This is a genomic window from Spongiactinospora sp. TRM90649 (genome assembly GCF_029382225.1).
GTDB lineage: Bacteria > Actinomycetota > Actinomycetes > Streptosporangiales > Streptosporangiaceae > Spongiactinospora.
In genome coordinates this window covers 58,980-83,842 of sequence record NZ_JARLTC010000030.1, presented here as the reverse complement: position 1 = coordinate 83,842, position 24,863 = coordinate 58,980, and the positions used below count along the sequence as shown (strand labels likewise).

22 protein-coding genes are annotated in these 24,863 nt (G+C 71.0%); 16 read left to right on the top strand and 6 right to left on the bottom strand.

Translation table 11 applies throughout. From position 1 onward, the window contains the following. The first annotated feature begins 192 nt into the window (after nucleotides 1–192). The 7 genes from P3X83_RS30560 to P3X83_RS30530 are packed head-to-tail and all read left to right on the top strand — an operon-like array spanning nucleotide 193 to nucleotide 5,813. Nucleotides 193–879 (top strand): type 1 glutamine amidotransferase domain-containing protein, encoded by a 687-nt coding sequence (locus P3X83_RS30560; RefSeq protein WP_277308745.1) that lies wholly within the window; start codon nucleotides 193–195, stop codon nucleotides 877–879. Nucleotides 880–913: 34 nt separating this feature from the next. Further along, a complete protein-coding gene (locus tag P3X83_RS30555) occupies nucleotides 914–1,648 on the top strand; it encodes a DJ-1/PfpI family protein (protein WP_277308744.1) in 735 nt (244 codons plus the stop codon). Beyond that, nucleotides 1,648–2,793: a ferritin-like protein gene (locus P3X83_RS30550; protein ID WP_277308743.1), complete on the top strand. Its 1,146-nt coding sequence runs from the start codon at nucleotides 1,648–1,650 to the stop codon at nucleotides 2,791–2,793. Before P3X83_RS30555 ends, P3X83_RS30550 begins: the two co-directional genes overlap by 1 nt. A gap of 2 nt (nucleotides 2,794–2,795) precedes the next feature. Next, nucleotides 2,796–3,569, top strand: a complete 774-nt coding sequence (locus tag P3X83_RS30545; protein ID WP_277308742.1) for an antibiotic biosynthesis monooxygenase — start codon at nucleotides 2,796–2,798, stop codon at nucleotides 3,567–3,569. A gap of 4 nt (nucleotides 3,570–3,573) precedes the next feature. After that, nucleotides 3,574–4,245 (top strand): SDR family oxidoreductase, encoded by a 672-nt coding sequence (locus P3X83_RS30540; RefSeq protein WP_277308741.1) that lies wholly within the window; start codon nucleotides 3,574–3,576, stop codon nucleotides 4,243–4,245. Further along, complete coding sequence (locus P3X83_RS30535) at nucleotides 4,245–5,075, top strand: oxidoreductase (protein WP_277308740.1); 831 nt, start codon at nucleotides 4,245–4,247, stop codon at nucleotides 5,073–5,075. The genes P3X83_RS30540 and P3X83_RS30535 overlap by 1 nt, the downstream gene beginning before the upstream one ends. A 39-nt stretch (nucleotides 5,076–5,114) precedes the next feature. Continuing rightward, a complete protein-coding gene (locus P3X83_RS30530; protein ID WP_277308739.1) occupies nucleotides 5,115–5,813 on the top strand; it encodes a type 1 glutamine amidotransferase domain-containing protein in 699 nt (232 codons plus the stop codon). A gap of 96 nt (nucleotides 5,814–5,909) precedes the next feature. Here P3X83_RS30530 and P3X83_RS30525 read toward each other — a convergent pair whose 3' ends face one another. After that, entirely contained in the window at nucleotides 5,910–8,825 is a 2,916-nt protein-coding gene (locus tag P3X83_RS30525) for a BTAD domain-containing putative transcriptional regulator (RefSeq protein WP_277308738.1), read from the bottom strand. 233 nt (nucleotides 8,826–9,058) lie between these two features. Then, complete coding sequence (locus P3X83_RS30520) at nucleotides 9,059–9,853, bottom strand: enoyl-CoA hydratase/isomerase family protein (RefSeq protein ID WP_277308736.1); 795 nt, start codon at nucleotides 9,851–9,853, stop codon at nucleotides 9,059–9,061. Between the two features lie 273 nt (nucleotides 9,854–10,126). Here P3X83_RS30520 and P3X83_RS30515 point away from each other — a divergent pair, with 273 nt between their 5' ends. The 4 genes from P3X83_RS30515 to P3X83_RS30500 all read left to right on the top strand — a co-directional run bounded on the left by P3X83_RS30515 (nucleotide 10,127) and on the right by P3X83_RS30500 (nucleotide 14,106). Further along, the gene (locus P3X83_RS30515; protein WP_277308735.1) at nucleotides 10,127–10,648 is read left to right on the top strand and encodes a hypothetical protein; all 522 of its coding nucleotides are present in this window, start codon (nucleotides 10,127–10,129) and stop codon (nucleotides 10,646–10,648) included. A 130-nt stretch (nucleotides 10,649–10,778) separates the two neighbouring features. Then, complete coding sequence (locus tag P3X83_RS30510; RefSeq protein ID WP_277308734.1) at nucleotides 10,779–11,327, top strand: snapalysin family zinc-dependent metalloprotease; 549 nt, start codon at nucleotides 10,779–10,781, stop codon at nucleotides 11,325–11,327. A 102-nt stretch (nucleotides 11,328–11,429) separates the two neighbouring features. After that, the gene (locus P3X83_RS30505; RefSeq protein ID WP_277308732.1) at nucleotides 11,430–12,758 is read left to right on the top strand and encodes an MFS transporter; all 1,329 of its coding nucleotides are present in this window, start codon (nucleotides 11,430–11,432) and stop codon (nucleotides 12,756–12,758) included. A gap of 106 nt (nucleotides 12,759–12,864) precedes the next feature. Beyond that, nucleotides 12,865–14,106, top strand: coding sequence for a M28 family metallopeptidase (locus tag P3X83_RS30500; RefSeq protein WP_277308731.1), 1,242 nt, complete (start codon nucleotides 12,865–12,867; stop codon nucleotides 14,104–14,106). Nucleotides 14,107–14,112: 6 nt separating this feature from the next. Here P3X83_RS30500 and P3X83_RS30495 read toward each other — a convergent pair whose 3' ends face one another. Genes P3X83_RS30495 through P3X83_RS30480 form a run of 4 tightly spaced genes read right to left on the bottom strand, consistent with a single transcriptional unit; the run spans nucleotide 14,113 to nucleotide 18,687 of the window. Next, nucleotides 14,113–15,318 (bottom strand): Nramp family divalent metal transporter, encoded by a 1,206-nt coding sequence (locus tag P3X83_RS30495; protein WP_277308730.1) that lies wholly within the window; start codon nucleotides 15,316–15,318, stop codon nucleotides 14,113–14,115. Further along, nucleotides 15,315–16,280 (bottom strand): amidohydrolase family protein, encoded by a 966-nt coding sequence (locus P3X83_RS30490; protein WP_277308729.1) that lies wholly within the window; start codon nucleotides 16,278–16,280, stop codon nucleotides 15,315–15,317. The genes P3X83_RS30495 and P3X83_RS30490 overlap by 4 nt, the downstream gene beginning before the upstream one ends. Beyond that, nucleotides 16,277–17,710 carry a 4-hydroxyphenylacetate 3-hydroxylase N-terminal domain-containing protein gene (locus tag P3X83_RS30485; protein ID WP_277308728.1) on the bottom strand — a complete coding sequence of 478 codons (1,434 nt, stop codon included), beginning with the start codon at nucleotides 17,708–17,710 and terminating at the stop codon, nucleotides 16,277–16,279. Before P3X83_RS30485 ends, P3X83_RS30490 begins: the two co-directional genes overlap by 4 nt. Next, the gene (locus P3X83_RS30480; protein ID WP_277308727.1) at nucleotides 17,707–18,687 is read right to left on the bottom strand and encodes a flavin reductase; all 981 of its coding nucleotides are present in this window, start codon (nucleotides 18,685–18,687) and stop codon (nucleotides 17,707–17,709) included. Before P3X83_RS30480 ends, P3X83_RS30485 begins: the two co-directional genes overlap by 4 nt. Nucleotides 18,688–18,897: 210 nt before the next feature. On the opposite strand from P3X83_RS30480, the gene P3X83_RS30475 reads away from it, so the two are divergent. From P3X83_RS30475 to P3X83_RS30455, 5 genes are read left to right on the top strand one after another with little or no spacing between them, the layout of a single operon-like run. After that, nucleotides 18,898–19,917: an amidohydrolase family protein gene (locus P3X83_RS30475; RefSeq protein ID WP_277308726.1), complete on the top strand. Its 1,020-nt coding sequence runs from the start codon at nucleotides 18,898–18,900 to the stop codon at nucleotides 19,915–19,917. Further along, nucleotides 19,910–20,911, top strand: coding sequence for a hypothetical protein (locus tag P3X83_RS30470; protein ID WP_277308725.1), 1,002 nt, complete (start codon nucleotides 19,910–19,912; stop codon nucleotides 20,909–20,911). The genes P3X83_RS30475 and P3X83_RS30470 overlap by 8 nt, the downstream gene beginning before the upstream one ends. Further along, nucleotides 20,902–22,635, top strand: coding sequence for an iron ABC transporter permease (locus P3X83_RS30465; protein ID WP_277308724.1), 1,734 nt, complete (start codon nucleotides 20,902–20,904; stop codon nucleotides 22,633–22,635). The genes P3X83_RS30470 and P3X83_RS30465 overlap by 10 nt, the downstream gene beginning before the upstream one ends. A 4-nt stretch (nucleotides 22,636–22,639) precedes the next feature. Then, the gene (locus tag P3X83_RS30460; protein ID WP_277308723.1) at nucleotides 22,640–23,749 is read left to right on the top strand and encodes an ABC transporter ATP-binding protein; all 1,110 of its coding nucleotides are present in this window, start codon (nucleotides 22,640–22,642) and stop codon (nucleotides 23,747–23,749) included. Then, nucleotides 23,746–24,855 carry an extracellular solute-binding protein gene (locus P3X83_RS30455; RefSeq protein ID WP_277308722.1) on the top strand — a complete coding sequence of 370 codons (1,110 nt, stop codon included), beginning with the start codon at nucleotides 23,746–23,748 and terminating at the stop codon, nucleotides 24,853–24,855. Before P3X83_RS30460 ends, P3X83_RS30455 begins: the two co-directional genes overlap by 4 nt. Nucleotides 24,856–24,863 lie beyond the last annotated feature (8 nt).

Here is a 24,863-nt window from a genome sequence, read left to right as displayed (position 1 = left end):
ATCTCGCCCCCCCTTGATTGTTACGGTCCACCCATTCGAAGAACTATGGCACGTATCAGCGAACGAGTGAATATCCACTCGCGCGTTCCATAGAGGAACCTATGGCCGGGATTGCCGAAGGGATTGGCACATAGTTGAACGCTGGATCTACCGTCGGACGAGTTGACTCCGATCCTACGGGGAGATCGAATGATGTCTGCGTATTCCAGGCGCATTCTGCTGGTGCTGAGCAGCCACGACGCGCTCGGCGACACCGGAAAGGGCACCGGCTACTACGTGCCGGAGGCCGCCCATCCGTGGCGGGTCTTCCGCCGTGCCGGCCACCAGGTGGACTTCGTCAGCGTGCGGGGCGGGACGCCGCCCGCCACGGGATACGACCCCGAAGACCCCGTGCAGCGGGAGTTCCTCGCCGACCCCGGGGTGGCCGCCGCGCTGCGGAACACCCCCAGGCCAGGCGAGGTCAAGGCGGCCGAGTACGCGGCCGTCTTCTACGTGGGGGGCCACGGGACCATGTGGGACTTCCCCGATGACGCCGACCTGGCGGCGCTCGGGCGCGACGTGTACGAGGCCGGGGGCGTGGTCGCGGCGGTGTGCCACGGACCGGCCGGACTGGTGAACCTGACCCTGTCCGACGGCGCCTACCTGGTCGCCGGCAAGGAGGTCGCGGCCTTCACCGACGAGGAGGAGGCGGCCGTGGGCCTGGACGGCGTCGTGCCGTTCCTGTTGCAGACCCGCCTCGTCGAGCGCGGGGCCGCGCACACCGCCTCCGCCGAGCCGTTCGCCCCGCACGTCGTGGTGAGCGAGCGGCTGGTCACCGGGCAGAACCCGGCCTCGGCCGCCGGAGTGGCCGACGCGGTCGTCCGGCTGCTGGCGGCGTGAACGACGACACACTGACGAAAGGAAACACACGGACATGACGAACGTGCAGTCCATCGCCGTGCTCGGCTACGAGAAGGTCAGCGAGCAGGACATGATCACGCCCCTGGAGATCTTCAAGGGGGCCGCGATGGTGGTGGGCGGGCAGATCGCCCCCTGGCAGCGCGAGGTGCCCCCGGGCAGGCTGGACGTGAAGCTGGTCGGCGACAAGCCGGGCGTGATCACCATGCAGATGGGCACCCAGGTGGTCCCCGACGCGGCGCTGGACGACGAGGAGACCTTCGACGTCCTCTATGTGCCCGGCGGCGTGGGCTCCGGCGCGGTGGCCACCGACGAGCGGCTGCTCGAAGTGATCCGCAGGCACCACGAGGAGGGCAAGGTGGTCGCCGCCAACTGCTCGGGCGTCGGCGTCCTGGCCCGCGCGGGCATCCTCGCCGACACCCCCGTGACCTGCGTCGCGGCCGTGGCGCGCGGGCTGCGCGCCGAGGGCGTGAACGTGCCGCAGGCCCGGCGCATGTGGGTGGGCAGGCCGGAGGAGCGGATCTGGACCTCCACCGGTTCGTACGGCGTGCACGGCGGCGCCGTCGCCCTCGTCGCGCACTACCTCGGCCGCGAGGTCGGCACCATCGTCTCGATGATGTTCGACACCCTCGGCGGCCTCGGCGAGGCCATCTTCGAGCCGGTCGGCCCCGAGTTCTACCAGCACCTCGACCTGGAGACCACCTTCCAGAACTACTTCGAGGAGATGCTGCTGCCGAAGGTCGCCGCCTGATGACCACGCCCAGGGAGTTGCGCGACATCAACTGGATCCGCGGGGCCCTGCAGGCGGCCGTCGCGCTCGAACACTCCACGATGCCGCTCTACTCGGCCGCGATGTACTCCCTTGAGGTGCAGAACTACCCCTCCTACAACACGATCCGCAGTGTCCTGATGGAGGAGATGCTGCACATGGCCGCCGTGTGCAACATGCTCGCCGCGCTCGGCGGATCGCCGCGGATCAGGGGCCTGGACCCGGGGTTCCCCAGCACGGGGCTGCCCGGCAACGTCGCGCCCGACCTGCGCGCCGTGCTGGCCCGGCTGTCCCAGCGCCAGCTCGACAACTTCATGCGGATCGAGGCCCAGCCCGCGCTGCTCACCCGCGACCAGCGTGCCGCCACCTACCCCACCATCGGCGAGTTCTACCAGGCGATCAAGGACGCGATCACCGGCAACGCCGCCGCCGTGCGGCGGGCCGTCCGCGACGGCGGGCCGGCCAACCAGGTGGGCGGCAACCTCGGCTACCAGACCATCCAGCCGGGCTCGCGCGAGGACCCGGTCGAGCGGCTGCTGAAGATCATCGAAATGATCACCGACCAGGGCGAGGGGGAGAGCGCGGCCAGCATCGAGGCCGGGGCGGAGTTCCAGAACGAGGGCTCGCACTACGCCCGGTTCGCCGAACTGCGCTACGGGCGGCGCTACCTGGCCCCCGCCGCGCCCCCCGCGGAGCTGAGCCGCGACACCGTCGCGGCCTATTTCCGGGGCGACGACATCGCCTGGCCGGTGGTGATCAACACGCTCGCGGTGCCCGCGGACGGCTACGCCGCGATCCTCGCTCTGGACCCCGACGCCTCCTCCGTGCGCAAGGAACTGGAGGCGTTCGACTCCGCGTACACCGCGATGATGGTCGCCCTGGACCACGCGTGGAACGGCCCGGAACGCACCTCCTGGCCCAGCCTCGGCGAGGCGGTCATCCAGATGAACGAGATGCGGGTCCTGTCCTGCTTCAACATCATGCGCCACCGGGTGCCCGCCGACGTCGTGGCCAGGCTCCCCGAGCTGTACCCGGCCGAGCACCGGACCCTGGCCGCCTACACCGACCTGAAGAGCCCGGTGTTCTACGGGCCCCGATTCGTCAACAACGCCGCCGGAGGGCGCTGACCATGATCACCGTTACCGCCGTGCAGACCGTCAAGCCGGGCATGGAGCCCGAGTTGGACGAGCTGATGCAGGACCTGATCGACAAGATCAAGGAGAACGAGCCGGGCTGCGTGCGCTTCGACTACGTGCGCGCCGACGACGACGGCAACACGCGCCTGGTCTACGAGCAGTACCGCGACCCGATCGCCTTCGAGTACCACAAGACGACCCCGTACCTGCAGGAGTTCATCCCCAAGCTGCTCCGCTGCCTGGAGGGGTTCCCCGAGGTCAGGACCTACGGGGACGTGCTCGCGCCGATCGTCCCGCCGTCGTTCTTCCACGTCGGGATGGTCGTGCCCGACCTCGACGCCGCGGTCGCCCGCTACTCCGACGTGCTGGGCATGGAGTTCACCGAGCCCGCCGTGTTCGACGTCCCCCGGCTGGAGGACCCCGACCCGCACCCCTTCAAGCTGACCGCGGTGTTCTCGCGGAGCGAGCCGCCGTACTATGAGCTGATCCAGGCCGAGGGCGACGGCATCTGCTCCGTGGCCCACGCCGGGAAGATCCTGTACTACGGCGTCTGGGAGCCCGACATGGCCGGGCGGCTGGACACGCTCCGGGCGCAGGGGGTGGGATTGGACGCGCTGTTCCGAGCCGACGCCGACGCCGTGCCGTTCGCCATGATCACCGCGCCCGACCTGCTCGGCGCGCGGATCGAGTACGTCGGCGTGGACAGCATGGGCCCCATCGAGGAGTGGGTGCGCACTGGCGTCTACCCGGGCGGGATCGGAGGCTAGCACCATGACCGTGACACTGATCACCGGCGGGTCCAGCGGCATCGGCGAGGCCACCGCCCGCCGTCTGCTGGACCGAGGTCACCGCGTCGTGGTGACCGGCAGGGACGAGGACCGCCTGGCCCGCGTCGCCAAGGAGCTCGACGTGCTGACCGTCGCGGGCGACACCACCGACTACGAGTCGGTCACCGCCGCCGTGGACACCGCGCTGAACGCCTACGGCAGGCTCGACAACGTGGTGGCCAACGCCGGCTTCGCCACCCACGACACCCTCGCCGACGGCGACCCCGAGCGCTGGCGCGGCATGCTGCTCACCAATGTGCTCGGCCCGGCCTACGCGGTCCGCGCGGCGCTGCCCGCGCTGCGCGAGTCGCGGGGCCGCGTGGTGCTGGTGGGCAGCGTGGCGGGGGTGAAGAACACCCCGGGCAACATCTACTCGGTGACCAAGTGGGCCGTGACCGCACTTGCCGAGAACACCCGGATGCTCGTCACCGGCTGGGGGATCGGGGTGACGCTGATCGCTCCCGGCAGGGTGGACACCCCGTTCTGGCCGGGCCCGGTGAGCGGCCCCGCGCTCAGCGCCGACGACATCGCGGGGACCATCGACTGGGCGCTCGGTCAGCCGCCCGAGGTCGATCTCAACACCGTCGTCGTCCGGCCCAAGGGGCAGGCCGTCTGATGCGGATCTGGCTGATCACGGGAACGAGCACGGGCCTCGGCCGCGCACTGGCCGAGGCGGTCATCGACAGTGGTGACGCCCTGGTGGCGACCGCGCGTGAGGCGTCCACCGTCAAGGACCTCGCCGAGCGGGCGCCGGAGCGCGTGCTCGCACTGCCGCTCGACGTCACCGACCCGGGTTCCGTACGGGCGGCGGTGAGCGCGGCGGTGACCGCGTTCGGCCGGATCGACGTACTGGTCAACAATGCGGGCTACGGCCTGCGCGGCGCCATCGAGGAGGCCACCGAGCAGGAGCTGCGCGACCAGTTCGAGACCAATGTGTTCGGCGTGCTCACGGTCACCCGCGCCGTGCTGCCCGTCATGCGCCGCCACCGCTCCGGGCACATCGTGCAGATCTCCTCGGTCGGCGGAGTGATGGCCATGCTGGGCGGGGCGATGTACGCGGGCACCAAGTTCGCCCTGGAAGGGCTCTCCGAAGGACTCGCCGCCGAGGTCGCCCACCTCGGCATCAAGGTGACCATCGTGGAGCCCGGTCCGTTCCGCACCGACTTCGCGGGCCGGTCGATCCGCTGGACCGGCCCGATGGAGGACTACGCCGCCGTGATGGAACCGGCCAGAAGCGCCTTCGGCGCCCTGGACGGCACGCAACCCGGCGACCCCGCGCGGGCCGCCGGAGCAGTGATCGACGTGACCCGGATGATGAACCCCCCGCTTCGGCTGCCCCTGGGAGCCGAGGCGTTCACCCGGATACGTGACCGATTCGAATCCCGTCTGCGCGAGCTGGACGCCACGGAGCCGATCGGGCTCCATACCGCGTTCGACGACGACTAGGTCCTCGCGCGGGCACCGCTTTTCAAGGAGGTGGCAGTGGTGAACCCCACGCTCGCCATCGTTGCACTGACGGCCGTGGACACGCTCCCCGACGGGCGGAGAACCGGCTACTGGCTGGCCGAGGCGGCCTACCCGTGGATCGCGCTGCGTGACGCGGGATGGACCGTCCTACCGGTCAGCACCTGTACCGGACGCCCGCCGTGCCACGGGATCGACCGATCCGATCCCGTTCAGCGCCGGTTCATGGACGATCCAGAGGTGCGCCGTGCCCTGGAAGACACCCGCCGCCCGGAGTTCTACGACGCCGCGGACGTCGGGGCGGTCGTCTTCGCGGGCGGCCTGGGCGCCATGTGGGACCTCGCGGGTGACGCCGAACTGGCGGCCCTGACCGGCGAGGTCTGGGCCAGGGGCGGCGTCGTCGCCGCCTGCTGCCACGGCGCCGCCGGGTTCCTCAACGTCACCACCCCGGACGGCGGGCCGCTGGTGGCGGGGCACGACGTCACCGCGATCTCCAACGAGGAGGAGTGGCTGCTCGGTCCCGACCGGGCGCTGCCGTTCCTGCTCGCCGACCAGCTCGCCGCACAGGGCGGGCGCTACAGCGCGGGCCCGCCGTTCAAACCGCACGTGGTGAGCGACGGCAGGCTGCTGACGGGACAGAACCCGGCGTCGGTGCCGCGACTGTCCCGGATGCTGGTCGGCGCCGGCCTCGCCGTGCGCGAACTGGAGGAGGTGGACTGACCGGACGGCTCACCTCCCTCCCGGTGAGCCGTGGGGTCAGCCCGGCCCGCGACGCGACGACGGCGGGCTCGTCGTGGCCGTGCCCGGCGGCCGGGGTCAGCGGGTGATCACGTCGTCCTCCCCGGTGCGGGCGTCCAGGGTGGCCCGCAGGTCGGCCGCCTCGGGGGCGTCGATCTCCTCGAACATCTTCAGCGCGCGCTGCCAGGCGTCGTCGCCGTACTCCTGCTCGCCGAGCCCGTGCCGGATGTGGCCCAGCTCGCGCAGCGTGCGGGCCTCCGCGTACGGCGCGCGCAGATCGTGGCTGATCCGCAGCGCCGTGACGCAGTGCCCGAGCGCCGCGCCCAGGTCGCCCCGGCCGCGTTCCGCCGCCGCCAGATCGACCCTGGCCAGCATCTCCACCCTGGCCAGCGACATCCGGCGGCAGATGTCCAGGCACCGCTCGTGGTACTCCACCGCCTCCGCGAAGTCGCCCTGCTCGTGGCGCAGGTTGCCCAGTGAGTTGAGGGTGTTGGCCTCGGTGTAGTGGTCCTGTTCGGCGCGGGTCATCCCCAGGGCGTCGCGCAGCGTGACGTCGGCCTCCTGGTAGGCCCCCATCTTCACGTAGACCGTGCCCAGGTTGTTCAGCACCGCGCTGACGCCCAGCGGTTCCGGCCGGGCGAGCCTCAGCGCGAGGCTCTCGCGCAGGTAGTCCACCGCGTCCCGGTAGCGGCGCCGCATGGTGCACACCGCGCCGAGGTTGTTCAGCGCGCGGGCGAGGCCGTCGCGGTCGCCGAGGTCGCGGCAGAGCCGCCAGGCCCGGTGCAGGTGACGGCTGGCGGTCGGCAGGTCGTGGCGCCGCTCGGCGGCCAGGATGCCGAGCGCGTTGCGGGCCAGGATCTCGGCGGGCTGGTCGTGCTCGCGCAGCGCGGCGTCGAGCACGGCGCCCGCCGCCGCCTCCCAGTCGTCGAAGAAGCCCCGGCCGAGGAAGCCGCCCATGCAGTCCACGAGCTGCGCGATCGGCAGCACCCGGATCGACGCGCAGCCGGTCGTCTGCAGGATGGTGCCGACCAGGTTGGCACGCTCCTGCTGGAGCCAGCGGGTGGCCGGGGCGGACTGGCTGAGCGGGTCGGGACGGCGGTCGCCGCCGGTCTGGCCCGCCGGGGTCAGCCCGACCACCTTGTCCACCTGGCGGGCCGTCGCCAGATAGTGCTCAAGCAGCCGTTGCAGGGCCGCCGCCTGCTGCTCCTGGGTCTCCGTCTCGCCCGCCCGCTGCCTGGCGAAGGTCCGCATCAGGTCGTGCATCTGGTAGCGGCCCGGCTCGCGGGTCTCGATCAGGTAGGCGTCCACCAGGCTCTCCAGCAGCGCCTCGGCCTCCGGCTCGCTGACGCCGAGCAGCGCCGCACCGGCGCCCAGCGTGATGTCACGGCTGTCGGGCACGCCGAGCATCCGGAATGCCTTCGCCTGGTCGGGCGGCAGCGAGCGGTAGCTCAGCTCGAAGCTGGCCCGCACCCCGAGGTCGCCGATCCGCAGCTCGTCGAGCCGCCTGCGCTCGTCGGCCAGGCGTTCGGCGAGGGTGGCCAGGCTCCAGCCGGGCCGCGCGGCGAGCCGCGCCCCGGCCACCCGTACGGCCAGCGGCAGGTTGCCGCACGCCCCGGCGACCTCCAGCGCCGCCTCAGGCTCGGCCGCCACCCGGCGCGGCCCGGCGATCTTCCCCAGCAGCTCCACGGCCTCCGCCGCCGGGAGCACGTCGAGGTCGACCAGGTGCACGCCCTCCAGGTCGGCCATCCTGGCCCGGCTGGTGACCAGCACCGCGCAGGTGGGACTGCCCGGCAGCAGCGGGCGGACCTGCGCGGCGTCGCGCGCGTTGTCCAGGACCACGAGCACCCGCTGACCGGCCAGCATCGAGCGGTAGAGGGTGGCGCGCTTGTCCTCGGCCTCGGGTATGTGGGCGCCGTCCGCACCGAGCGCCCGCAGGAAGTCGCCGAGGATCTCGGCCGCCGACGTGCTGCCGTTGCTGCCGTGCAGGTTGGCGTGGAGCTGGCCGTCGGGGAAGCGGTCGCGCAGCAGGTGTCCCACGTGGATGGCCAGGGTCGTCTTGCCGACGCCTCCGCCGCCGCCGACCGCGGTGACCACGACGGGCGAGCCGTCCACGTCTCCGCGCAGCATCTGGACCAGGCTGTGCACGTGCGCGGCGCGTCCGGTGAAGTCGGGGACATCGGCGGGGAGCTGTGCCGGGACCTGCAGGGTCAGCGCGGTGCGCGGGGATCCGGCCGCGCCCAGGTCTCCGGCGAGGACCTCCCGGTGGGTGCGCTGGAGCGCCTGCCCGGGTTCGAGGCCCAGCTCCTCCACGAGGTGGCCCCTGGTGCGCTGGTATACCTCCAGGGCTTCGGCCTGCCGTCCGCAGCGGTGCAGCGCCACCATGAGCAGGCCGACCATCCGCTCGCGCAGCGGGTGGTCGGCGACCAGTTCGCGCAACTCGGCGACCAGCGGCTCCTCGGGGCCGGACGCCAGGTCGGCCTCGATGCGGTCCTCAAGGGCCAGCAGCCTGGCCTCCTCCAGCCGCGCCGCGGGCACGTCGCGGACGCCGTCGGCCACGCCGACCAGCGCGGGGCCGCGCCACAGCCGCAGCCCTTCGCCGAGCAGCGTCGCGGCGAGAACGTGGTCGCCCTCGCGCTGTGCCGTACGACCCTGCTCGATCAGAGACTCAAAGCGATACAAATCCACGGTACTCGGGTCGGCGCGCAGCAAATAGCCACCCGAATGCGTCTCAAGGGCGGGCGGGCGCCCGTCCGTCGGCGGACGCTCTTTACCCGCCTCGATGACGCGGCGCAGGCGCGACACCAGGCGCTGGACGGTGTTCCTGGCGTCGGGCGCCCGCGTGCCCCACACCTGGTCGATCATGCGCTCGAAGGTCACGACCCGGTTGAGGTTGAGCACCAGCAGCGCGAGCACGCTCCGCTGCTTGAACCCACCTGTCGCGACCGGGCCACCGGGCTGCCATACCTCGACCGGCCCGAGAACTCGAAACTCCACGGCGCCCTCTCAGGATACGTAGCCCATAATCAAATTACGGGCACAACCCCTCAAATGGATGCAGGGGGGGTGTCTAATAATTAAAAGGCATATTGCGTGGCATTTGCAATCCCGCTGTGTCAATAATATTTCACCAGGCCGATTGTCGTGGTTCCGGGAAATTCGGCGGGCGGAAACACCCGGATGATTCCAGCGGGGCGACACCGGCCGGTGGCACTGGTCAGTGGCGTTGGTCAGTGGCGTTGGTAGTGGCCGGGACGGCGGGCGAAGAAGGCGTCGAGCGCCTCCCGATGGTCGGCGGTGCGGACCATCGTCTGGAAATACCGCGCCTGCAGGGCCGTCGCCTGCTCGCGGGTGAGCCCGTGCGCCAGATTGGCGCACGCCTTGGTGGCCTCGGCGGAAAGCGGCGGCCGGGAGGCGACCCGCTCGGCCTTGGCCAGCGCGGCGGGCAGCAGATCGGCAGGGGCGTGGACCCCGGTGACCAGCCCCCAGCGCAGCGCCTCCTCGGCGCCGTAGCGCTCACCGGTCAGCAGGATCTCCTTGGCGGGCCCCAGCCCCACGATGCGGGTGAGCCGCCAGAAGTTGGCGATCAGCCCCACATTGACCCCCGCCGCGACGAACACCGCGTCGCTCGCGGCCAGCCGGATGTCACAGGCCATGGCCAGCTCCAGCCCTCCGCCGACGGCCGCCCCGTTCACCGCCGCGATCACCGGAGTCCGGAAGTCCTCGACCGCGCACAACACCCGGTCGAAGTCACCCAGGAACGCCTCCACCCGCTCCCCGTCGGCGTCGGCGGGGGAGTGGAGGGCGCGGTTCTCGCGAAGGTCGGCTCCGGCGGTGAAGGTGGTGCCCGTGCCGGTGAGGACGAGGCAGCGGATCTCGGGGTCGCGGTCGAGCTCGGTCAGCAGCTCGACGAGCCGTGCGCGCATGGCCCGGCCCAGCGTGTTGGCCGGTGGGTGGTTGAGGGTGATCAACCCGACGTGCGGTGATGGACGGTCCAAGCCGACGCTGGGGGCGGCGCTGCTCATGGATCTCCTCGCTGGGGCGGGCAGGGCGTGATGGCACGTCCGAAATGTGGCTACTCGCTACCGTTGCCCGGTGATGGACACGGCACCCTCACTTCGTACGGCCGCCCGGCTGCCGCTGGACGCGCTGCGGCTCGCCTGGCGTTACATTCTCCCGCTCGCGCCGGCCTATACGGTCGGCCGGGTCGTGCACGATCTGATCTTGGTGGGTGCGGTCTACGCGGGCGACGTCGAGGCCCCCGCAAGTACGTCGGGTTCGCGATCACGAGCTTCGCCGTGCTGGCCACGCTGGCCGCCTACATCCTGATGATCCAGGTGATCAAACGGGGCGAGGCCCGGCGGACCGGTGCCGTGCCGGACCTCGCGTCCGGGGGCGAAGGGGACGAGGAGGACGAACGGCTGCGCGGCGTCATCGCGCACACCGCCCTGCCGTTCCTCATCTTCTACGGGGCCTGGGGCCTGTTCACCGAGGACGTCCGGCAGTACAGCGTGCTGGCCCAGGAACTGGGCGGGGTCCAGCAGATGTACAACCTGAAGTTCGATCCGCTGCTGGTCGCCACCCTGTACGGCGCGGCCCGGATGACCGCCGTACGGCGGCCCGCCCCCTCACGGAGGCGTCAGCCTGACGAAGTCCGCCGTATCGTCCAGGCGGACCTCCACCCGCAGGCCGACCGCGCCCGACGGCACCACGAAGCCGCCGTCCCATGCGGCGCGGGACCGGAACGGCGGGTGGGAAACTCACTTACCGCATGGTGTCGGGACTTATATCACTATGTAGCCCGGTCCGATGCTCTATAACGCCGCGATAGGGGGAATGTGCGTCATCCCTGGCAGGCGGTGGCGCGCGTACCTTGACACCATCCCTTACTCGGGATACCCCCGCCGGTTCCGCCGGCGCACCCCCGACTCCCCGAGGAGAGAGGTCCACGTGTCAAGGTTCCTCCGTTCCATCGTCACACTCGTGGCGGGCTTCGCCATGCTCGCCGTGCTGTCGCCCGCACCGCAGGCGTCCGCGAACATGGTCAGGACGCTGCGGTACGACGCCAGCCGCGCGGCCGAGTTCCGCGGCGTGATCGACCAGGCCGCGCAGATCTGGAACTCCAGTGTGCGCAACGTCCGGCTCGTCGCGGGCACCCCGGCCGACTTCATCGTCTACGCCGACAACGGCTGGCCCCGGGCGCAGCCCACCAGCCTGGGCCGCGGCTACGTCTGGATCGGCCGCCAGGCCACCTCGCAGGGGCACAACCCGCTGCGCATCTCCACCCACGAGATCGGTCACATCCTGGGCATGCCCGACCGGCGGACCGGGCGCTGCACCGACCTGATGTCCGGCGCGAGCGCGGGCACGTCCTGCACCAACCCCAACCCGAGCGCGGCCGAGCGTGCCGAGGTGGACCGCTACTTCGCGGGCTGGCTGGCGCCCAAGGTCCAGTTCAACCAGCTGCACGTGGACCAGAGCCTCGAAACCGTGAAGTGACCTGACCCCTGTCCGGGACCCTCCGTCCTAGGTCCATGCGCGTGCATGTTCTAGGGCTTTCGTCCGATGTGTACGCACATAGGCGGTCATATCGTCTTCGTCATGAAGAGTAGATCCCTGACCGTCGGCCTGGTGGCGATGGTGTCACTGGTGGCATTCGAGTACCTGGCCGTCGCGGTCGCCATGCCCGTCGTGGCCCGTGAACTCGGCGGCGCCCACCTCTACGGCCTCGCCTTCAGCGGGGCCATGGCGGCGGGCGTGGTCGGCACGGTGATCGGCGGACGATGGGCCGACCTGCGCGGCCCGGCCGCACCGCTCTGGAGCGGGGCCGTCGCCTTCGGCGGCGGCCTCCTCCTCGCCGGACTCGCGCAGAACATGGAGACCCTGATCGCGGGACGGCTGGTCCAGGGCCTCGGCGGCGCGCTGATCAACGTCTCGCTCTACGTGCTGGTGGCCCGGGTATACCCCGAGGCGCAGCACCCGAAGATCTTCTCGCTGTTCGCCACCGCGTGGGTCGTGCCGTCCATGGTCGGCCCGGCGCTGGTCGGCGCCGTCGCGGCGGCCGGGCACTGGCGCCTCGTCTTCCTCGCCGTCCCCTTCCTCACCGTGATCGCCGGGATCTTCCTGGTGCGCGGCCTGGCCGGTCAGCCGATCTCCGGGGGACAGGCCGAACCCGCGCCCGGACTGCTCCGCAAGACCGGGTGGGCGGTGCTGACCGCCGTCGGCGCGGGCCTCATGCAGTACGGCAGCGACGGCGAGCCCGTGCTCCTGGCGGTGGGCGTGCTGGTGCTCCTCCTGGCGCTGCCCCGCCTGCTGCCCAAGGGCACCGTGCGGGCCGCGCGGGGACTGCCCGCCGTCGTGGCGCTGCGCGGGCTGACCGCGGGCGCGTTCTTCGCCGCCGAGGTGATGGTCCCGCTGATGCTGGACGCCAAGTACTTCCTGTCGCCGCTGACCGCCGGCCTCGCCCTCACCGGCGGCGCGCTCTCCTGGTCGTTCGCCTCCTGGCTGCAGGGCCGCGAGGTGTTCTCCCGGATGGTCAACCTGGTCGCCGGAACCGCGTCGATCTCGGCCGGCATCGCGCTGATGGGCGTGGTGAGCTTCGGCCTGGGCCCGGTCGCGCTGGCCTACCCGTCGTGGATCGTGGCCGGGTTCGGCATGGGCCTGGTGTACCCGACGCTGTCCGTCCTCACCCTGGAGCTGTCCGCACGGGGCGAGCAGGGCGTGAACAGCTCCGCGCTCCAGGTCGGCGAGATGGTCTTCTCTGTGGTCGCGGTCGCCGTCACCAGCGCGCTGTTCATCGCGACGGCCAACGGCCACTGGTCGGTGTTCGCGGCGACGCTCGTCCTGACCCTGCTCGGCCTGGCGGTCGCGCCCCGCACCACGCGCCGGATCGTGGCGGACGTGCGCGAGGCGGTCGGGGCGCGCGGCTAAAGCCGGTGCTCCAACCGGCCTCCGCCGTGGCCGTCAGGGTATTTCCGTGCGGGTCACGCGCTCACACTGACGAAGACCCGTGCGGGACACCAGGAGGGAACCCCCGATGAGACTTGGCATCGTACGCACACCCGGCGAGCCCGCCCCCGGCACGGGGCGCGTCGCCGCCCCCGGGCTCGACTGGGCCCGGCTCGGCGACACCCTGGTGTACTGGACCGGCGACGACGACCTGTGGGCCTCCGCCAGGGGCCGCGCCCGCGAGGCGGGGGTCACCGTCGAGGAGCTTCCCGCCCCGGCCGCGCCCCGAGACCTGCACCTGGTCACCCAGGTGGGCCGGGTGTTCCAGCAGGAGCACCCCGACGTCCGCGTGCTGGTGGACAAGGGCCGCTACCTGGTCGCCGCCATCGACGCCGAGCGCCTCTCCGGAATCACCCCGCGCGAGGAGGTGTGCTACCGGGTCGAGCCGCTGCCCACCGGCGAGGTCGTCTTCGGCGCGGCGCCCGCCGTCGCCCGCACCCCGGTCGCGGAGATCCAGCGGCTGGTGGACGAGGTGTCGGCCGAGGGGTTCGGGTCGCTGCTCGGCGAACTGGTGGGGTTCGGCACCCGGCACTCGCTCAGCCCCGGATTCCGGGCCGCCGCCACGATGGCCGCCGACCTGCTGACCCAGCATGGTTACATCGTGCGGACCGATCCGGTGACCGTCGGATCCGGCCAGAGCGGCAACGTCGTCGCCGAGCGCGTCGTGCCCAGCCGGGCCTTCCGCGACGTGGTGCTGCTGACCGCCCACCTCGACTCGGTCAACCTGTCCGGCGGGCCGTCGGCGCCCGCCCCCGGAGCCGACGACAACGGCAGCGGCGCCGCCGGGCTCCTGGAGATCGCCCGCGTGCTGGCCGGGCTCGACGCCCGGCACGACATCCGCGTCATCCTGTTCGGCGGCGAGGAGCAGGGCCTGTTCGGCAGCACCCAGTACGTGGCCGGGCTGTCCCCGCGGGAACGCCACCGCGTCCGGGCGGTCGTCAACATGGACATGATCGCCACGCTCAACACCGCCGTGCCGACCGTGCTCCTCGAAGGGGCCGAGGTCTCCAAGGGGCTCATCGACGACCTCGCGGCGGCGGCCGGCACCTACACCGGGCTCGCCGTCCAGACCTCGCTGCGGCCGTTCAACAGCGACCACGTGCCGTTCATCGACGCCTCGATCCCGGCTGTGCTCACCATCGAGGGAGCGGACTCCGCCAACGAGCACGTGCACACCGAGGGCGACACGCTCGACCACATCGACCACGCCCTGGCCCTCGGCATCCTGCGGATGAACGTGGCCACCCTCGCCGCCGCGGCAGGGGTCTGAACGCGGTCACGACAGCAGCAGGTCGGCGATCAGCCCGACGTTGGCCGCCGTCACCAGGGTCAGCACCGCGTAGGCCGCGCGGCGGGTAGCCGGCCCGTTCGCCATCGCGCCCATGACCTCGGTCGAACTGGTCAGCCGGATCAGCACGAGCACCACGATGGGCAGCGCCAGCCCCAGCACGAGCTGGCTGACCAGCAGCGCCTCCACCTCGCCCACGCCCGAGGCCAGCAGCAGCACCGCGGGCACCAGCGCGACGGCCCGCCGCAGCAGCAGCGGCGGGCGCAGCCGGGTCAGCCCCTCGATCATGAACTGACCGGCCACCCCGCTCGTCGTGGTGGAGGCCAGCCCGGCCGCCAGCAGCCCCAGCCCGAACCCGGTGACCGCCATCGGGCCGAGGGCCGGGGCGAGCGCCCCGGCGGCCTCCGTCATCCCCGAGGGGACCTCGCCGTCGCCGGTCGCGGCGGCGACGATCATGATGGCGGCGTTCAGCAGCAGCGCCGCGTTGAGCGCCACCGCGCCGCACACCATGGCGGTGCGCAGCGCGGCCGAACGGTCCTCCAGGCGGTCCAGCCCGCCGTCCGTGTTCCAGCCGACCACGCCGGAGTGCAGGAACAGGTTGTGCGGCATGATCGTCGCGCCCATCAGCGACACCGCGATCAGCGCGGAGCCCGGCGGCAGGCTGGGGGCCAGCCCGGACAGCGGCTCGGCGCCCGGGGCGCTGAGCCAGATCCCCATCACGTAGACCGCGGCCACCACCGCGAGCAGCAGCCCGATGCCCCGCTCCAGGGCGCGGTTGCCCCTGGCCACGGTCAGCATGCCGAGCACCAGCGCCGCGCCGATCAGCACGGAGAGCACCATCGGCCCGCCGAGCAGCAGGTGCAGCGCGATGACCACGCCCAGGAACTCGGCGACCTCGGTGGCGATCAGGATCGCCGTCACCACCGCGAGCACGCCGAGCCTGGCCGGGCGGGACAGCCGGGTGCCGAGCAGGGCCGCCAGGTGCGAGCCCGTCGCGATGCCCAGCTTGGCCGCCAGGTACTGCAGGAAGAGCGCGACCCCGTTGGCCGCGACCAGCACCCACAGCAGGCGGTAGCCGTACTGCGAACCGGCCGCGATGTCGGTGCCCCAGTTGCCGGGATCCACGTAGCCGACGGCCACGAGGAAGGCGGGGCCGGCGAACACCAGCGGCCGGTGCAGGGTGAGCGTGGTCACAGCCGGAAGACCCGCGCCGCGTTTCCGCCGAGCACGCGTCCGGCCTGGTCGCCGGGCAGGCCCCGGACCAGGCCGATGATCTCCTCCATGTGGCCGTTCCTGTGCGGGAAGTCGCTGCCGTACAGCACGTTGTCCGGGCCGAACACCGAGACGGTCAGCTCCAGCGCGCGGGGGTCGTAGCAGATCGAGTCGACCAGGATCCGGTCGGCGTAGGAGCCGGGCAGGTCGCTGATCGACGCGCGGACGGACTCCCACGACCGGTGGCCGGCGTCCAGCCGTCCCATCAGGAACGGCAGGCAGCCGCCCGCGTGGCCGCCGATCACCTTCAGCCGGGGGTAGCGGTCGAAGAAGCCGGACAGGATCATCCGCGACAGCGCGAGCGTGGTGTCGAACATGAAGCCGACGCTCCACACCAGGTGGTAGCCGCCCATGTCCTGCGCCTCGACGCCGGGCGGGGTCGTCGGGTGCAGCAGCACCGGCAGTTCCGCCTCGTCGATGGCCGCCCAGATATCGGCGAACCGGGCATCGGTGAGGCTCACGCCGTCGATGTTGGCCAGCACCATGACGCCGACCGCGCCGAGGTCGGTGGCCCGCTTCAGCTCGGCCACCGCCCGCTCCGGGTACTGCCAGGGCAGCGTGGCCAGGAACCTGATCCGGTCCGGATGGCGCCGCTGCGCGGCGGCCATCTGGTCGTTGGTCAGCCGGGCGGCCCGCTCGCTCACCTCGGGCCCGCCCCAGTACACGCTGGGGCAGGTGAGGGAGACGATCGCGATGTCCACACCGGCCCGGTCCATCGCGGCCAGGCGCAGGTCGTAGTCGAACATGCCGGGGGTGAGGGTCAGGAACGAGGCTCCGGCGCGGTGGACGACCCCGCCGGACAGGGTGTACGTGCCGCTCTCCGCGACGAGCAGGTCCACGTACTCCTGGCTGAGCATGTGGGTGTGCACATCGATGATCGTCATGGCGTCAGCGGCTCCGAGATCAGCCGGTTGATCCGCTCGTCGATCTCCGTGCGGTCGTACCGGTTGTGCAGGTTGATGAGGTTGCGGGCAGGGTCGCCCCGGTGCAGGTACTCGTACAGCTCCTGGCGCTGGCCGAAGCCGCCGCCGACCAGGTCCCAGGCCAGGCGGAACAGCCGCGCCTTCTCCGGGGCGCCGATGTCCTTGCCGCGCATGTACCGGTCGAGCAGCGGGCGCAGCTCGGCGTTGTCCAGGTCGGCCTCGCTCGGCTGCATCAGCAGCCCGGAGGCGGTGATCTTGCGCAGGATGTCGGCCATCTTGCCGGAGTTCGTCGCGGAGAAGTAGCCGATGGCCTGCGAGCCGACCGGCTGCACGAGACCGCCGGGCGAGGTCTTGTGCTGCGCCTCGGTGGCGACGGTGAGCAGCCGGCTCAGCTCCACGATGGCGGTCATCTCGCCGAGCTGTTCCTGGACGTTGCGGAACCCGGCGACGCCGATCGCCTCGGCGCAGCGGGTGGCCACGCCGAGCGCGGTCTTCATGCGCTCCTGGAAGCGCACGTGGGAGCTGTAGGACGCCCACGGGGTGATCCGGCCGAGCCCGCGCATCGCCAGTTCGCCGTCGTGCAGCAGGAACACCCGGTCCCACGGGATCACCACGTCGTCGAAGAACAGCATGGCGTCCTGCTCGTCGTACAGCCGCGCGAACGGGTGGGAGTGCCCGTGGGCGTGGTCGCCCAGCGGCTCGCGGCAGAGGATCTTCAGGCCGGGGGCGTTCATCGGCAACGCGAACCAGATCACGAACTCCGGCGCGCCGCGCCGGGCGAACGACGCCGACAGGTAGCACAGCACCTCGTGCGCGAACGGCGCGAGCGTGGCGAGCTGCTTGGCGCCGCGCACCACCACGCCGTCCTCGCGCTCCTCGATGATCCGCAGCGCCATGTCGGGGTCGTCGAGCGGGGTCTTGGAGCGGTCGATCTGGGGGTCGCCGATCGCGTGGGTGATCGCCAGGTCGTTCTCCATGCAGTACCGGTGGTAGGCGACCGCGTTGTCACCGAATCCGGCCCTGCTGGCGTTCAGGTCGTCGCGCATGTCGTACAGGCCCACGGTCACGTTGGCCATGTAGTCGGGGGAGCGGCCGAGCTGCCCCCAGCTGTTGCGCATCCACGCCTGGGTGTTGGCGTACTTCTCCTTGAGCTGGTCGAACGTCCGGGGGAGCAGGTACGACTTGCTGACCCGGTTGCCGGTCTCAGGAGACTCGAACGTCATCACGTCGTTGTGCTGGGCGTCGTAGAGCTCGGCGAAGCGGTCCACGGTGCCGCGGAACGCCGGGTGCTCGGTGACGTCGTCGATCCGCTTGCCGTTCAGCCACACCTCGCGGCCGTCTCGCAGCAACTCCCTGTAGCGCTCGCCGGTGAGCGCGCCCTGCATGCTCATGGTGCCTCCGCTGGAACATCGATGGGGACCTCGGCGGGAACCTCGACGACCTGGGCCGCGACCTTGCGGACGTGGCGGGTCATCAGCTCGCGCGCTCCGCCTGCGTCGCGAGCGCGGATCCGGTCGAGGATCCGCTCGTGGAAGTGATGGGCGCGGCGGGCGCGCTCGACGGTGTTGCGCCGTTCGAGCAGCGCCTGCTTCTCCAGCCGGAGCGCTTCGAGCGTCCCGGCCAGCGCGCGGTTGCCGGACGCCTCGCCCACGGCGACGTGGAAGGCCACCCCGAGGGCGGTGAAGCGCGCCGCGTCGTGCATGACGTCCTCGGCCTGGGCGAGGATTACGGTGAGGCGGGCCAGGTCCTCGGCGGTCGCGTTGACCGCCGCGAGTTCGGCCGTGGCGGGCTCGATCGCGGCCTGGGCGTCCAGGATCTCCCGGCCGGTGATCCCGGCCAGGTGCATCTGGACGGCCAGCCCGTCGCCCAGCCTGCGCGGGTCGGTCAGCTCGCGGTAGCCGCCGTCGTAGTACAGCAGCGGCGCGCCGCTCGTGCCTCCCGCCGACACGACCCTCCCGACGAGGATCGTGTGGTCGCCGCCGGGCAGGAACTCGTGCACCTCGCAGTCGAAGTAGCTCAGGCAGTCGTGGATGATGGGCGCACCCGTGACGGCCCGCGCCACCGCGATGCCGGGGAACCCCGGCGACGGGTCACGCCCCTGCGTGGAGAAGAACCGCGACACCGTCTGCTGCTCGCTGCCGAGCACGCTGACCGCGAACCTGCCCGACTCCCTGACGTAGTCCAGCAGCCTGCTGTACGAGGCGAGGGACACGGTGACCAGCAGCGGGTTGATCGACAGGGACGCGAACGAGGAGACGGTCACGCCGTACACCGCGTCGGCGCCGACCGTCGTCGTCACCACTGTGACGCCTGAGGCGAACCGCCGGGCCGCCTGCTTGAAGTGGTTCGGGTCGACTTGATCGCTCATCGGACCTCCCAAGGGAGAACATATGAATATATGACCTTTTCGTCAAGCGACTCTTCCCCCGGCGGCCGACGCCGTGACATGCTGCGTAATCTGCTATTGACACGGCCAAAACCTAGAACAAATAATGTTTATACATTAGCGCCAAAGCCGTACGTCGGGGGCCCTGCGGTCTGGCATCAGCCGGAGTCCGGAGAGGTGGTTTCACTCCAGATGATCATCGATATCCATGCTCATGTGAGCGCCCCGATCGAACTGGCTGCCTACAAGGCGAGCCTCCTGTCGCACCGGGGAGCGCACGGCAGGGGCAAGGTCGGGGCCAGTGATGATCAGATCCGCGCCGCGATGGAGGAGCCGAGCCGGTTCTTCGGCGGGATCTCACATCTCGCGCACCTCGACGACGCGGGCATCGACCTGCAGGTCCTATCGCCCCGCCCGTTCCAGGCGATGCACAGCGAAGAGCCGGCCAAGCTCGTGCGCTGGTACACCGAGGAGACCAACGACATCATCCACCGGGTCTGCCAGGCCTATCCCGGCCGCTTCCGCGGCATGGCCGGCCTGCCGCAGAGCCCGTCGCTGGATCCGCGCGAGTGGACCCACGAACTGCGCCGCTGCGTCGGCGAGCTGGGCTTCGTCGGCGCGATGCTGAACCCGGACCCGATGGAGGGGACCTCCCCGCCCAAGCCGCCGCTCGGCGACCGCTACTGGTATCCGGTCTACGAGGTGCTGTGCGAGCTGGACGTGCCCGCGCTGGTGCACTCCGCCGGATGCAGGCCGCCCGCCCGCGAGTCCTACAGCCTGCACTTCATCGTCGAGGAGACGATCAACACGATCAGCCTGATCAACTCCCAGGTCTTCAAGGACTTCCCGGATCTGAAGCTGATCATGTCGCACGGCGGCGGGGCGGTGCCGTACCAGGCGGGCCGGTTCATGCCGGGCGCGCTGCGCCGTCCAGAGGACGGCACCTTCACCGACCGCCTGCGGCGGCTGTACTTCGACAGCTGCCTCTACACCCAGGACGCGCTGGAGCTGCTGCTGCGCACCGTCGGCGCCGACCGGTGCCTGTTCGGCTCGGAGAAGCCCGGCACCGGATCCGCCCGCAACCCCGAGACCGGCCGCTGGTTCGACGACATCCACCTGCTGATCGAGGACATCGGCTGGCTGTCCGGCGACGAGCGCGCCGACCTGCTGGAGAACAACGCCCGCAAGCTGTTCGGAGGGCTCGATGACTGAGATCGTGCTGGGGGTCGGCACCTCGCACGGCCCGCTGCTCAACACCCCGCCCGGCGACTGGGACCAGCGCGCCGCCGCCGACCGGCGCAACCCGGCGCTGATGTACCAGGGGCGGCCGTGGTCCTACGACGACCTGCGGGCCGCCAGGGACGACTTCGCGCCGCAGGTCGAGCCGGCCGTCCGCGAGGAACGGCACGCCAGGTCGCGCGCCGCGCTGGCCGCGCTGGGCCGGACCATCGCCGAGGTCGATCCCGACGTGCTGGTCATCGTCAGCAGCGACCACAAGGAGCTGTTCGGCGACGAGCTGCTGCCCGCCTTCGGCGTCTACTGGGGCGCCGAGGTGGACCACCAGCCGCTCGGTGACGACGAGCTGGCCGCGATGGGGCCCGGCCTCGCCGTCTCCGCCAGGGGCTACGTACCCGACGTGCCGACCAAGCGCGCCTGCGCGCCCGAGCTGGCCGCGCACCTGATCTCCGAGCTGATCGCCGGCGGCTTCGACGTGGCCGCCTCCGAACGGCTGCCGCCGGGCAAACACGGCGACCACGGCCTCCCGCACGGCTGGGGATTCGTCTTCCAGCAGGTGCTGGAACGGCCGCTGCCGATCGTCCCGGTCTTCGTCAACACCTTCTATCCGCCCAACCAGCCCACGCCCGCCCGCTGCTACGCGTTCGGGCAGGCGCTGCGCCGGGCGGTGGAGGGCGCGCCTGGCGGGCAGCGGGTGGCGTTCGTGGCGTCCGGCGGGCTCACCCACTTCGTCGTGGACGAGGAGTTCGACCAGGCGTTCCTGACCGCCCTGGCCGAGGACGACGAGCGACACCTGGCCGGCATCGACCCGGCCTGGCTGGAGTCCGGCAGCTCGGAGATGCGCAACTGGATCGTGGTGGCCGGGGCCATGTCGGGCACCGGCACCACCTTCAAGACGGTCGACTACGTGCCCTGCTACCGGGCGGAGGCCGGGACCGGCAACGCGATGGGTTTCGCGACGTGGCTGTAGGACGACGCGTCCTGATCTACGCGCTCGTCGCGGGCGTGTTCGTACTGTGCGTGTCACCGGTGGTGATGCTGGTCGTCGGCGCGTTCCGGACCTCGCCCCCCGGACTGCCCGGCGAGTGGTCGCTGGAGCCGTTCGCGGAGGCGTACGGCGACCCGGTCACCTACACCACACTGCGGAACTCCGCGATCCTCGCGGTCTCCACCAAGCTGATCTCCACCGCGCTCGCGGTGTTCTTCTGCTGGGTCGTCGCCCGCACCACGACGCCGCTGCGCCGGCTCGTCACCCCGATGATGCTGTTCGTCTTCGCGATGCCCACCCTGTTCTTCGCGCTGAGCTGGGGAATGCTGGGCAACCCCGACGTGGGCCTGCTCAACAAGCCGTTCGAGGCCATGTTCGGCGCCCACCCCATCAACATCAACTCCTGGTGGGGCCTGATCTTCGTCACCGCGCTGAAGTCCACGGCCTCCTCCTACATCCTGCTGCTCGGCCCGTTCCTGGCGCTGGACCGATCCCTTGAGGAGGCGTCCTTCGTCTCGGGCGCGGGCAGGCTCCGCACCTTCCTGCGGGTGGACCTGCCGGTGCTGGCCCCCGCGATCACCGGCATCATGATCCTCGGCTTCGTGATCGGTCTCGGCTCGCTGGACGCCGCGCTGATCATCGGCGTGCCCGCCGGGATCATGGTCTTCCCGACCCAGCTCTTCGGCTACCTCTACAACTCCGCCACCCCCGAGTACGCCCAGGCCAGCGCGCTGGCACTGCTGCTCGTGCTGATCACCGTGGTGCTCGTCCGGCTGCAGGGCAGGCTGCTCGGCAACCGGCGGTTCACCACCGTCACCGGCAAGGGCTACCGGCAGGAACCCTGGGACATCGGCCGCTGGCGGTACGTCTGCACCGGCGGGATCGTGCTGTACGGGCTGTTCGGGCTGGTGCTGCCGCTGTCGCAGCTCGTGCTCGGCTCCCTGCAACCGGTCTTCGGCCTGTACGGCGCGCTCACCCTGGACAACTACCGCGAGCTGTTCGACCAGCCGGACATCGTCGCCGCCTTCCAGGCCACGATCGTCATCGCGCTGCTCGGCGGGCTGCTGGCCATGCTCCTCGCCGTCTCCCTGCAGTACCTGATCAGGCACCACCCGAGCCGGATCACCCGGCTGATCTCGATGGCCACCTGGCTGCCGTGGGCGCTGCCCGGCATCGTGCTCGGCCTGGCCATGTCCTGGGCCTACCTGTCGCTGCCCGGCCTCCGGGAGCTGTACGGCACGGTATGGATCCTGATGATCGCGCTGATCGTCACCGTCACCCCGATCGCCGGGCGGGTGGCGGAGGGCGCGGTCGTGCAGCTCGGCAGGGAATTGGAGGAGTCGGCCAGGACCAGCGGGGCCAGCTCGATGCGCGCCCTGGTGGGAATCGTCGGGCGGCTGATCCTGCCCAGCTTCGTGAGCGGCTGGTTCGTCACCGCGATCGTCATCTCGGGCAGCTTCGACGTGCCGATCCTGATGTCCACATCGACCAACCGGACCATCCCGGTCGTGGTCTACGAGCTCTACACGCTGGGCCAGACGCCGATGGCGGCGGCGGTCTTCTGCCTGCTGCTGGGCGGCGTCGGAGTGGTCTACGTGGCGGGGCTCGCCCTGCGGCGGGTGGTGAGCGGGCGCCGTCCCAAGAGCGGGAACAGTCCCGCGGTACGTCCGGCCGGCGCCGAGTCGCCGGTCATGAGTGTGAGGTGACGTCATGGCCAGGGTCGAGATCAGCGGGCTCACCAAACGGTTCGGGGACACCCTCGCCGTGGACGGGCTCGACCTGGTGGTCGAGGAGGGCGAGTTCCTGACCCTGCTGGGGCCGAGCGGCTGCGGCAAGACCACCACCCTGCGGTGCGTGGCCGGGCTGGAGAGCCCCGCTGCGGGCGAGATCTCCATCGGCGGCGAACCGGTCGTCTCGCCGGCGCGCAAGATCTTCGTCCCGCCGGAGCGGCGCAGGCTGGGCATGGTGTTCCAGAGCTACGCGCTGTGGCCGCACATGACCGTCTTCGGCAACGTCGCCTACCCGCTGCGCATGCAGCGGCGGAGCAAGGAGGAGATCAGGGCCCGCGTCTCGGAGACGCTCGCGCTGGTCCGGCTGGAGGCGTACGCCGAGCGCGACTGCTCCCAGCTCTCCGGCGGCCAGCAGCAGCGGGTCGCGCTGGCCAGGGCGATGGCCGCCGACCCCCGGCTGCTGCTGTTCGACGAGCCGCTGTCCAACCTCGACACCAAGCTGCGCGGCCGGATGCGCGACCTGCTGCTGCGGCTGCACCGCACGATCGGCACCACGTCGATCTACGTCACCCACGACCAGTTGGAAGCGCTGACGCTCTCCGACCGGATCGTGGTCATGAACCAGGGCAAGATCGAGCAGATCGGCTCGCCGCACCGCCTCTACACGGCACCGGTCAGTCGTTTCGTGGCCGACTTCGTGGGCTTTGAGAACATCCACGACGCGGTCGTCTGCGGCACCTGGGACAAGGGATATCAGGCCCGGCTGGACGGCGGTCCGGTCGTCGGTTTCCACCACGAAGGAGGGCTGGAGGAGGGCGCACCCGTGACGCTCGCCGTCCGCGGATGCCACGTGGACATCCGCACGGAGCGGCCTCCGGAGGGCGCGGCACACGCGCCCGCCACCGTTGTCAACCACGTCTACCTCGGGGACCAGGTCGAATACACCGTCGAGCTCGGCGAGTCGAGGTTCGTGGCCCGCACGGCGGCGCCCGCGGGCAACGGCTCGGCCGCGGCGCTCGACGGCCAGGTGGGAGCCCGCCTGTGGGCGGCGATCCCACCGGAACACGTTGTTGTGCTGGAGGCACGATGAAGCCATTGAAGTTCGGGATCCTGGCCGCCGCGGCCACGGTGGCGCTGGCGGGCTGTGGCGGTGGATCCGGTGCTGGGGCGCTGGACGCCGCGGCCGTGGATCGGTTGTCCCAGGACGCCACGGCGCTCGGTGGCGCCGAGGCGGTCGCCGCGATGCAGGACCTGTACCGCAAGGCGGTCCAGGCGGGCGAGAGCAAGGTCACCGTCTACGGACCGGTCGAACAGGACCTCAAGCCGGTGTACGAGGCGTTCACCAAGCGGTTCCCCGGCATCTCGGTGCTCGGCGTCCCGGCGTTCGGTCCCGCGCTGGACCAGAAGATCAACTCCGAGCAGGCCTCCGGCAAGCACGTCGGCGACCTCGTCCATACCGGCACGACCGTCATCGACTACGGCAAGACAGGCAAGCTCGAACAGTTCCGGCCGGTCACCACCAAGGACCTGAGCGACCAGGTGGCCGACCCGGAGGGCTTCTTCTACGGCAACCAGTACGGCGGCATCGGCTACGTGATCAACACGGAGAAGATCAGCAAGGCCGACGCGCCGAAGAACTGGCGGGACATGGGCGACCCCAGGTTCAAGGGCAAGATCGTGATGGCCGATCCCCGCAAGCCGGGCGCGCTGGTGGACGGCATGTCGAACATGCTGTTCAGCGGCGACTTCGACCGTCCAGGAATCGAGCGGATCGCGGCCAACGAGCCGCTGATCGTGGACAGCTCCGACCTGGCGCTGCAGGCCGTCGTCACCGGTCAGCGGGCCGTCGCCCCCGGGCTCGGCTTCACCGCCTTCAACCAGGCCAAGAAGAAGGGCGCCCCGGTGGACATGGTCTTCCCGCTCCAGGGCCCCACCCCGATGACCGTCACCTACTACGGGATCCTCAAGGGCGCGCCCAACCCGAACGCCGCCCGGCTGCTGGAGACCTGGATGTTCACCCCCGAGGCCATGTCGATGGTCCCGCAGGCCGGTCTGTGGGGCAGCGCCAAGGGCAGTCCGGGCATGTCCGGCTACCCGGGCATCGACGAGATCCAGGTGGTGAAGAAGCCGCCCTTCGCCCAGTCCGAGCAGCACTTCAACGAGACGATCGAGCTGATGAAGCAGATCTTCCGCTGATCCCGGCG

Bases quoted from the DNA above. Each gene is read 5' to 3' on its own strand.
- P3X83_RS30560 (WP_277308745.1), top strand. From the start codon at position 193: ATGTCTGCGTATTCCAGGCGCATTCTGCTGGTGCTGAGCAGCCACGAC.
- P3X83_RS30555 (WP_277308744.1), top strand. From the start codon at position 914: ATGACGAACGTGCAGTCCATCGCCGTGCTCGGCTACGAGAAGGTCAGC.
- P3X83_RS30550 (WP_277308743.1), top strand. From the start codon at position 1,648: ATGACCACGCCCAGGGAGTTGCGCGACATCAACTGGATCCGCGGGGCC.
- P3X83_RS30545 (WP_277308742.1), top strand. From the start codon at position 2,796: ATGATCACCGTTACCGCCGTGCAGACCGTCAAGCCGGGCATGGAGCCC.
- P3X83_RS30540 (WP_277308741.1), top strand. From the start codon at position 3,574: ATGACCGTGACACTGATCACCGGCGGGTCCAGCGGCATCGGCGAGGCC.
- P3X83_RS30535 (WP_277308740.1), top strand. From the start codon at position 4,245: ATGCGGATCTGGCTGATCACGGGAACGAGCACGGGCCTCGGCCGCGCA.
- P3X83_RS30520 (WP_277308736.1), bottom strand. From the start codon at position 9,853: ATGAGCAGCGCCGCCCCCAGCGTCGGCTTGGACCGTCCATCACCGCAC.
- P3X83_RS30505 (WP_277308732.1), top strand. From the start codon at position 11,430: ATGAAGAGTAGATCCCTGACCGTCGGCCTGGTGGCGATGGTGTCACTG.
- P3X83_RS30500 (WP_277308731.1), top strand. From the start codon at position 12,865: ATGAGACTTGGCATCGTACGCACACCCGGCGAGCCCGCCCCCGGCACG.
- P3X83_RS30490 (WP_277308729.1), bottom strand. From the start codon at position 16,280: ATGACGATCATCGATGTGCACACCCACATGCTCAGCCAGGAGTACGTG.
- P3X83_RS30485 (WP_277308728.1), bottom strand. From the start codon at position 17,710: ATGAGCATGCAGGGCGCGCTCACCGGCGAGCGCTACAGGGAGTTGCTG.
- P3X83_RS30480 (WP_277308727.1), bottom strand. From the start codon at position 18,687: ATGAGCGATCAAGTCGACCCGAACCACTTCAAGCAGGCGGCCCGGCGG.
- P3X83_RS30475 (WP_277308726.1), top strand. From the start codon at position 18,898: ATGATCATCGATATCCATGCTCATGTGAGCGCCCCGATCGAACTGGCT.
- P3X83_RS30470 (WP_277308725.1), top strand. From the start codon at position 19,910: ATGACTGAGATCGTGCTGGGGGTCGGCACCTCGCACGGCCCGCTGCTC.
- P3X83_RS30460 (WP_277308723.1), top strand. From the start codon at position 22,640: ATGGCCAGGGTCGAGATCAGCGGGCTCACCAAACGGTTCGGGGACACC.
- P3X83_RS30455 (WP_277308722.1), top strand. From the start codon at position 23,746: ATGAAGCCATTGAAGTTCGGGATCCTGGCCGCCGCGGCCACGGTGGCG.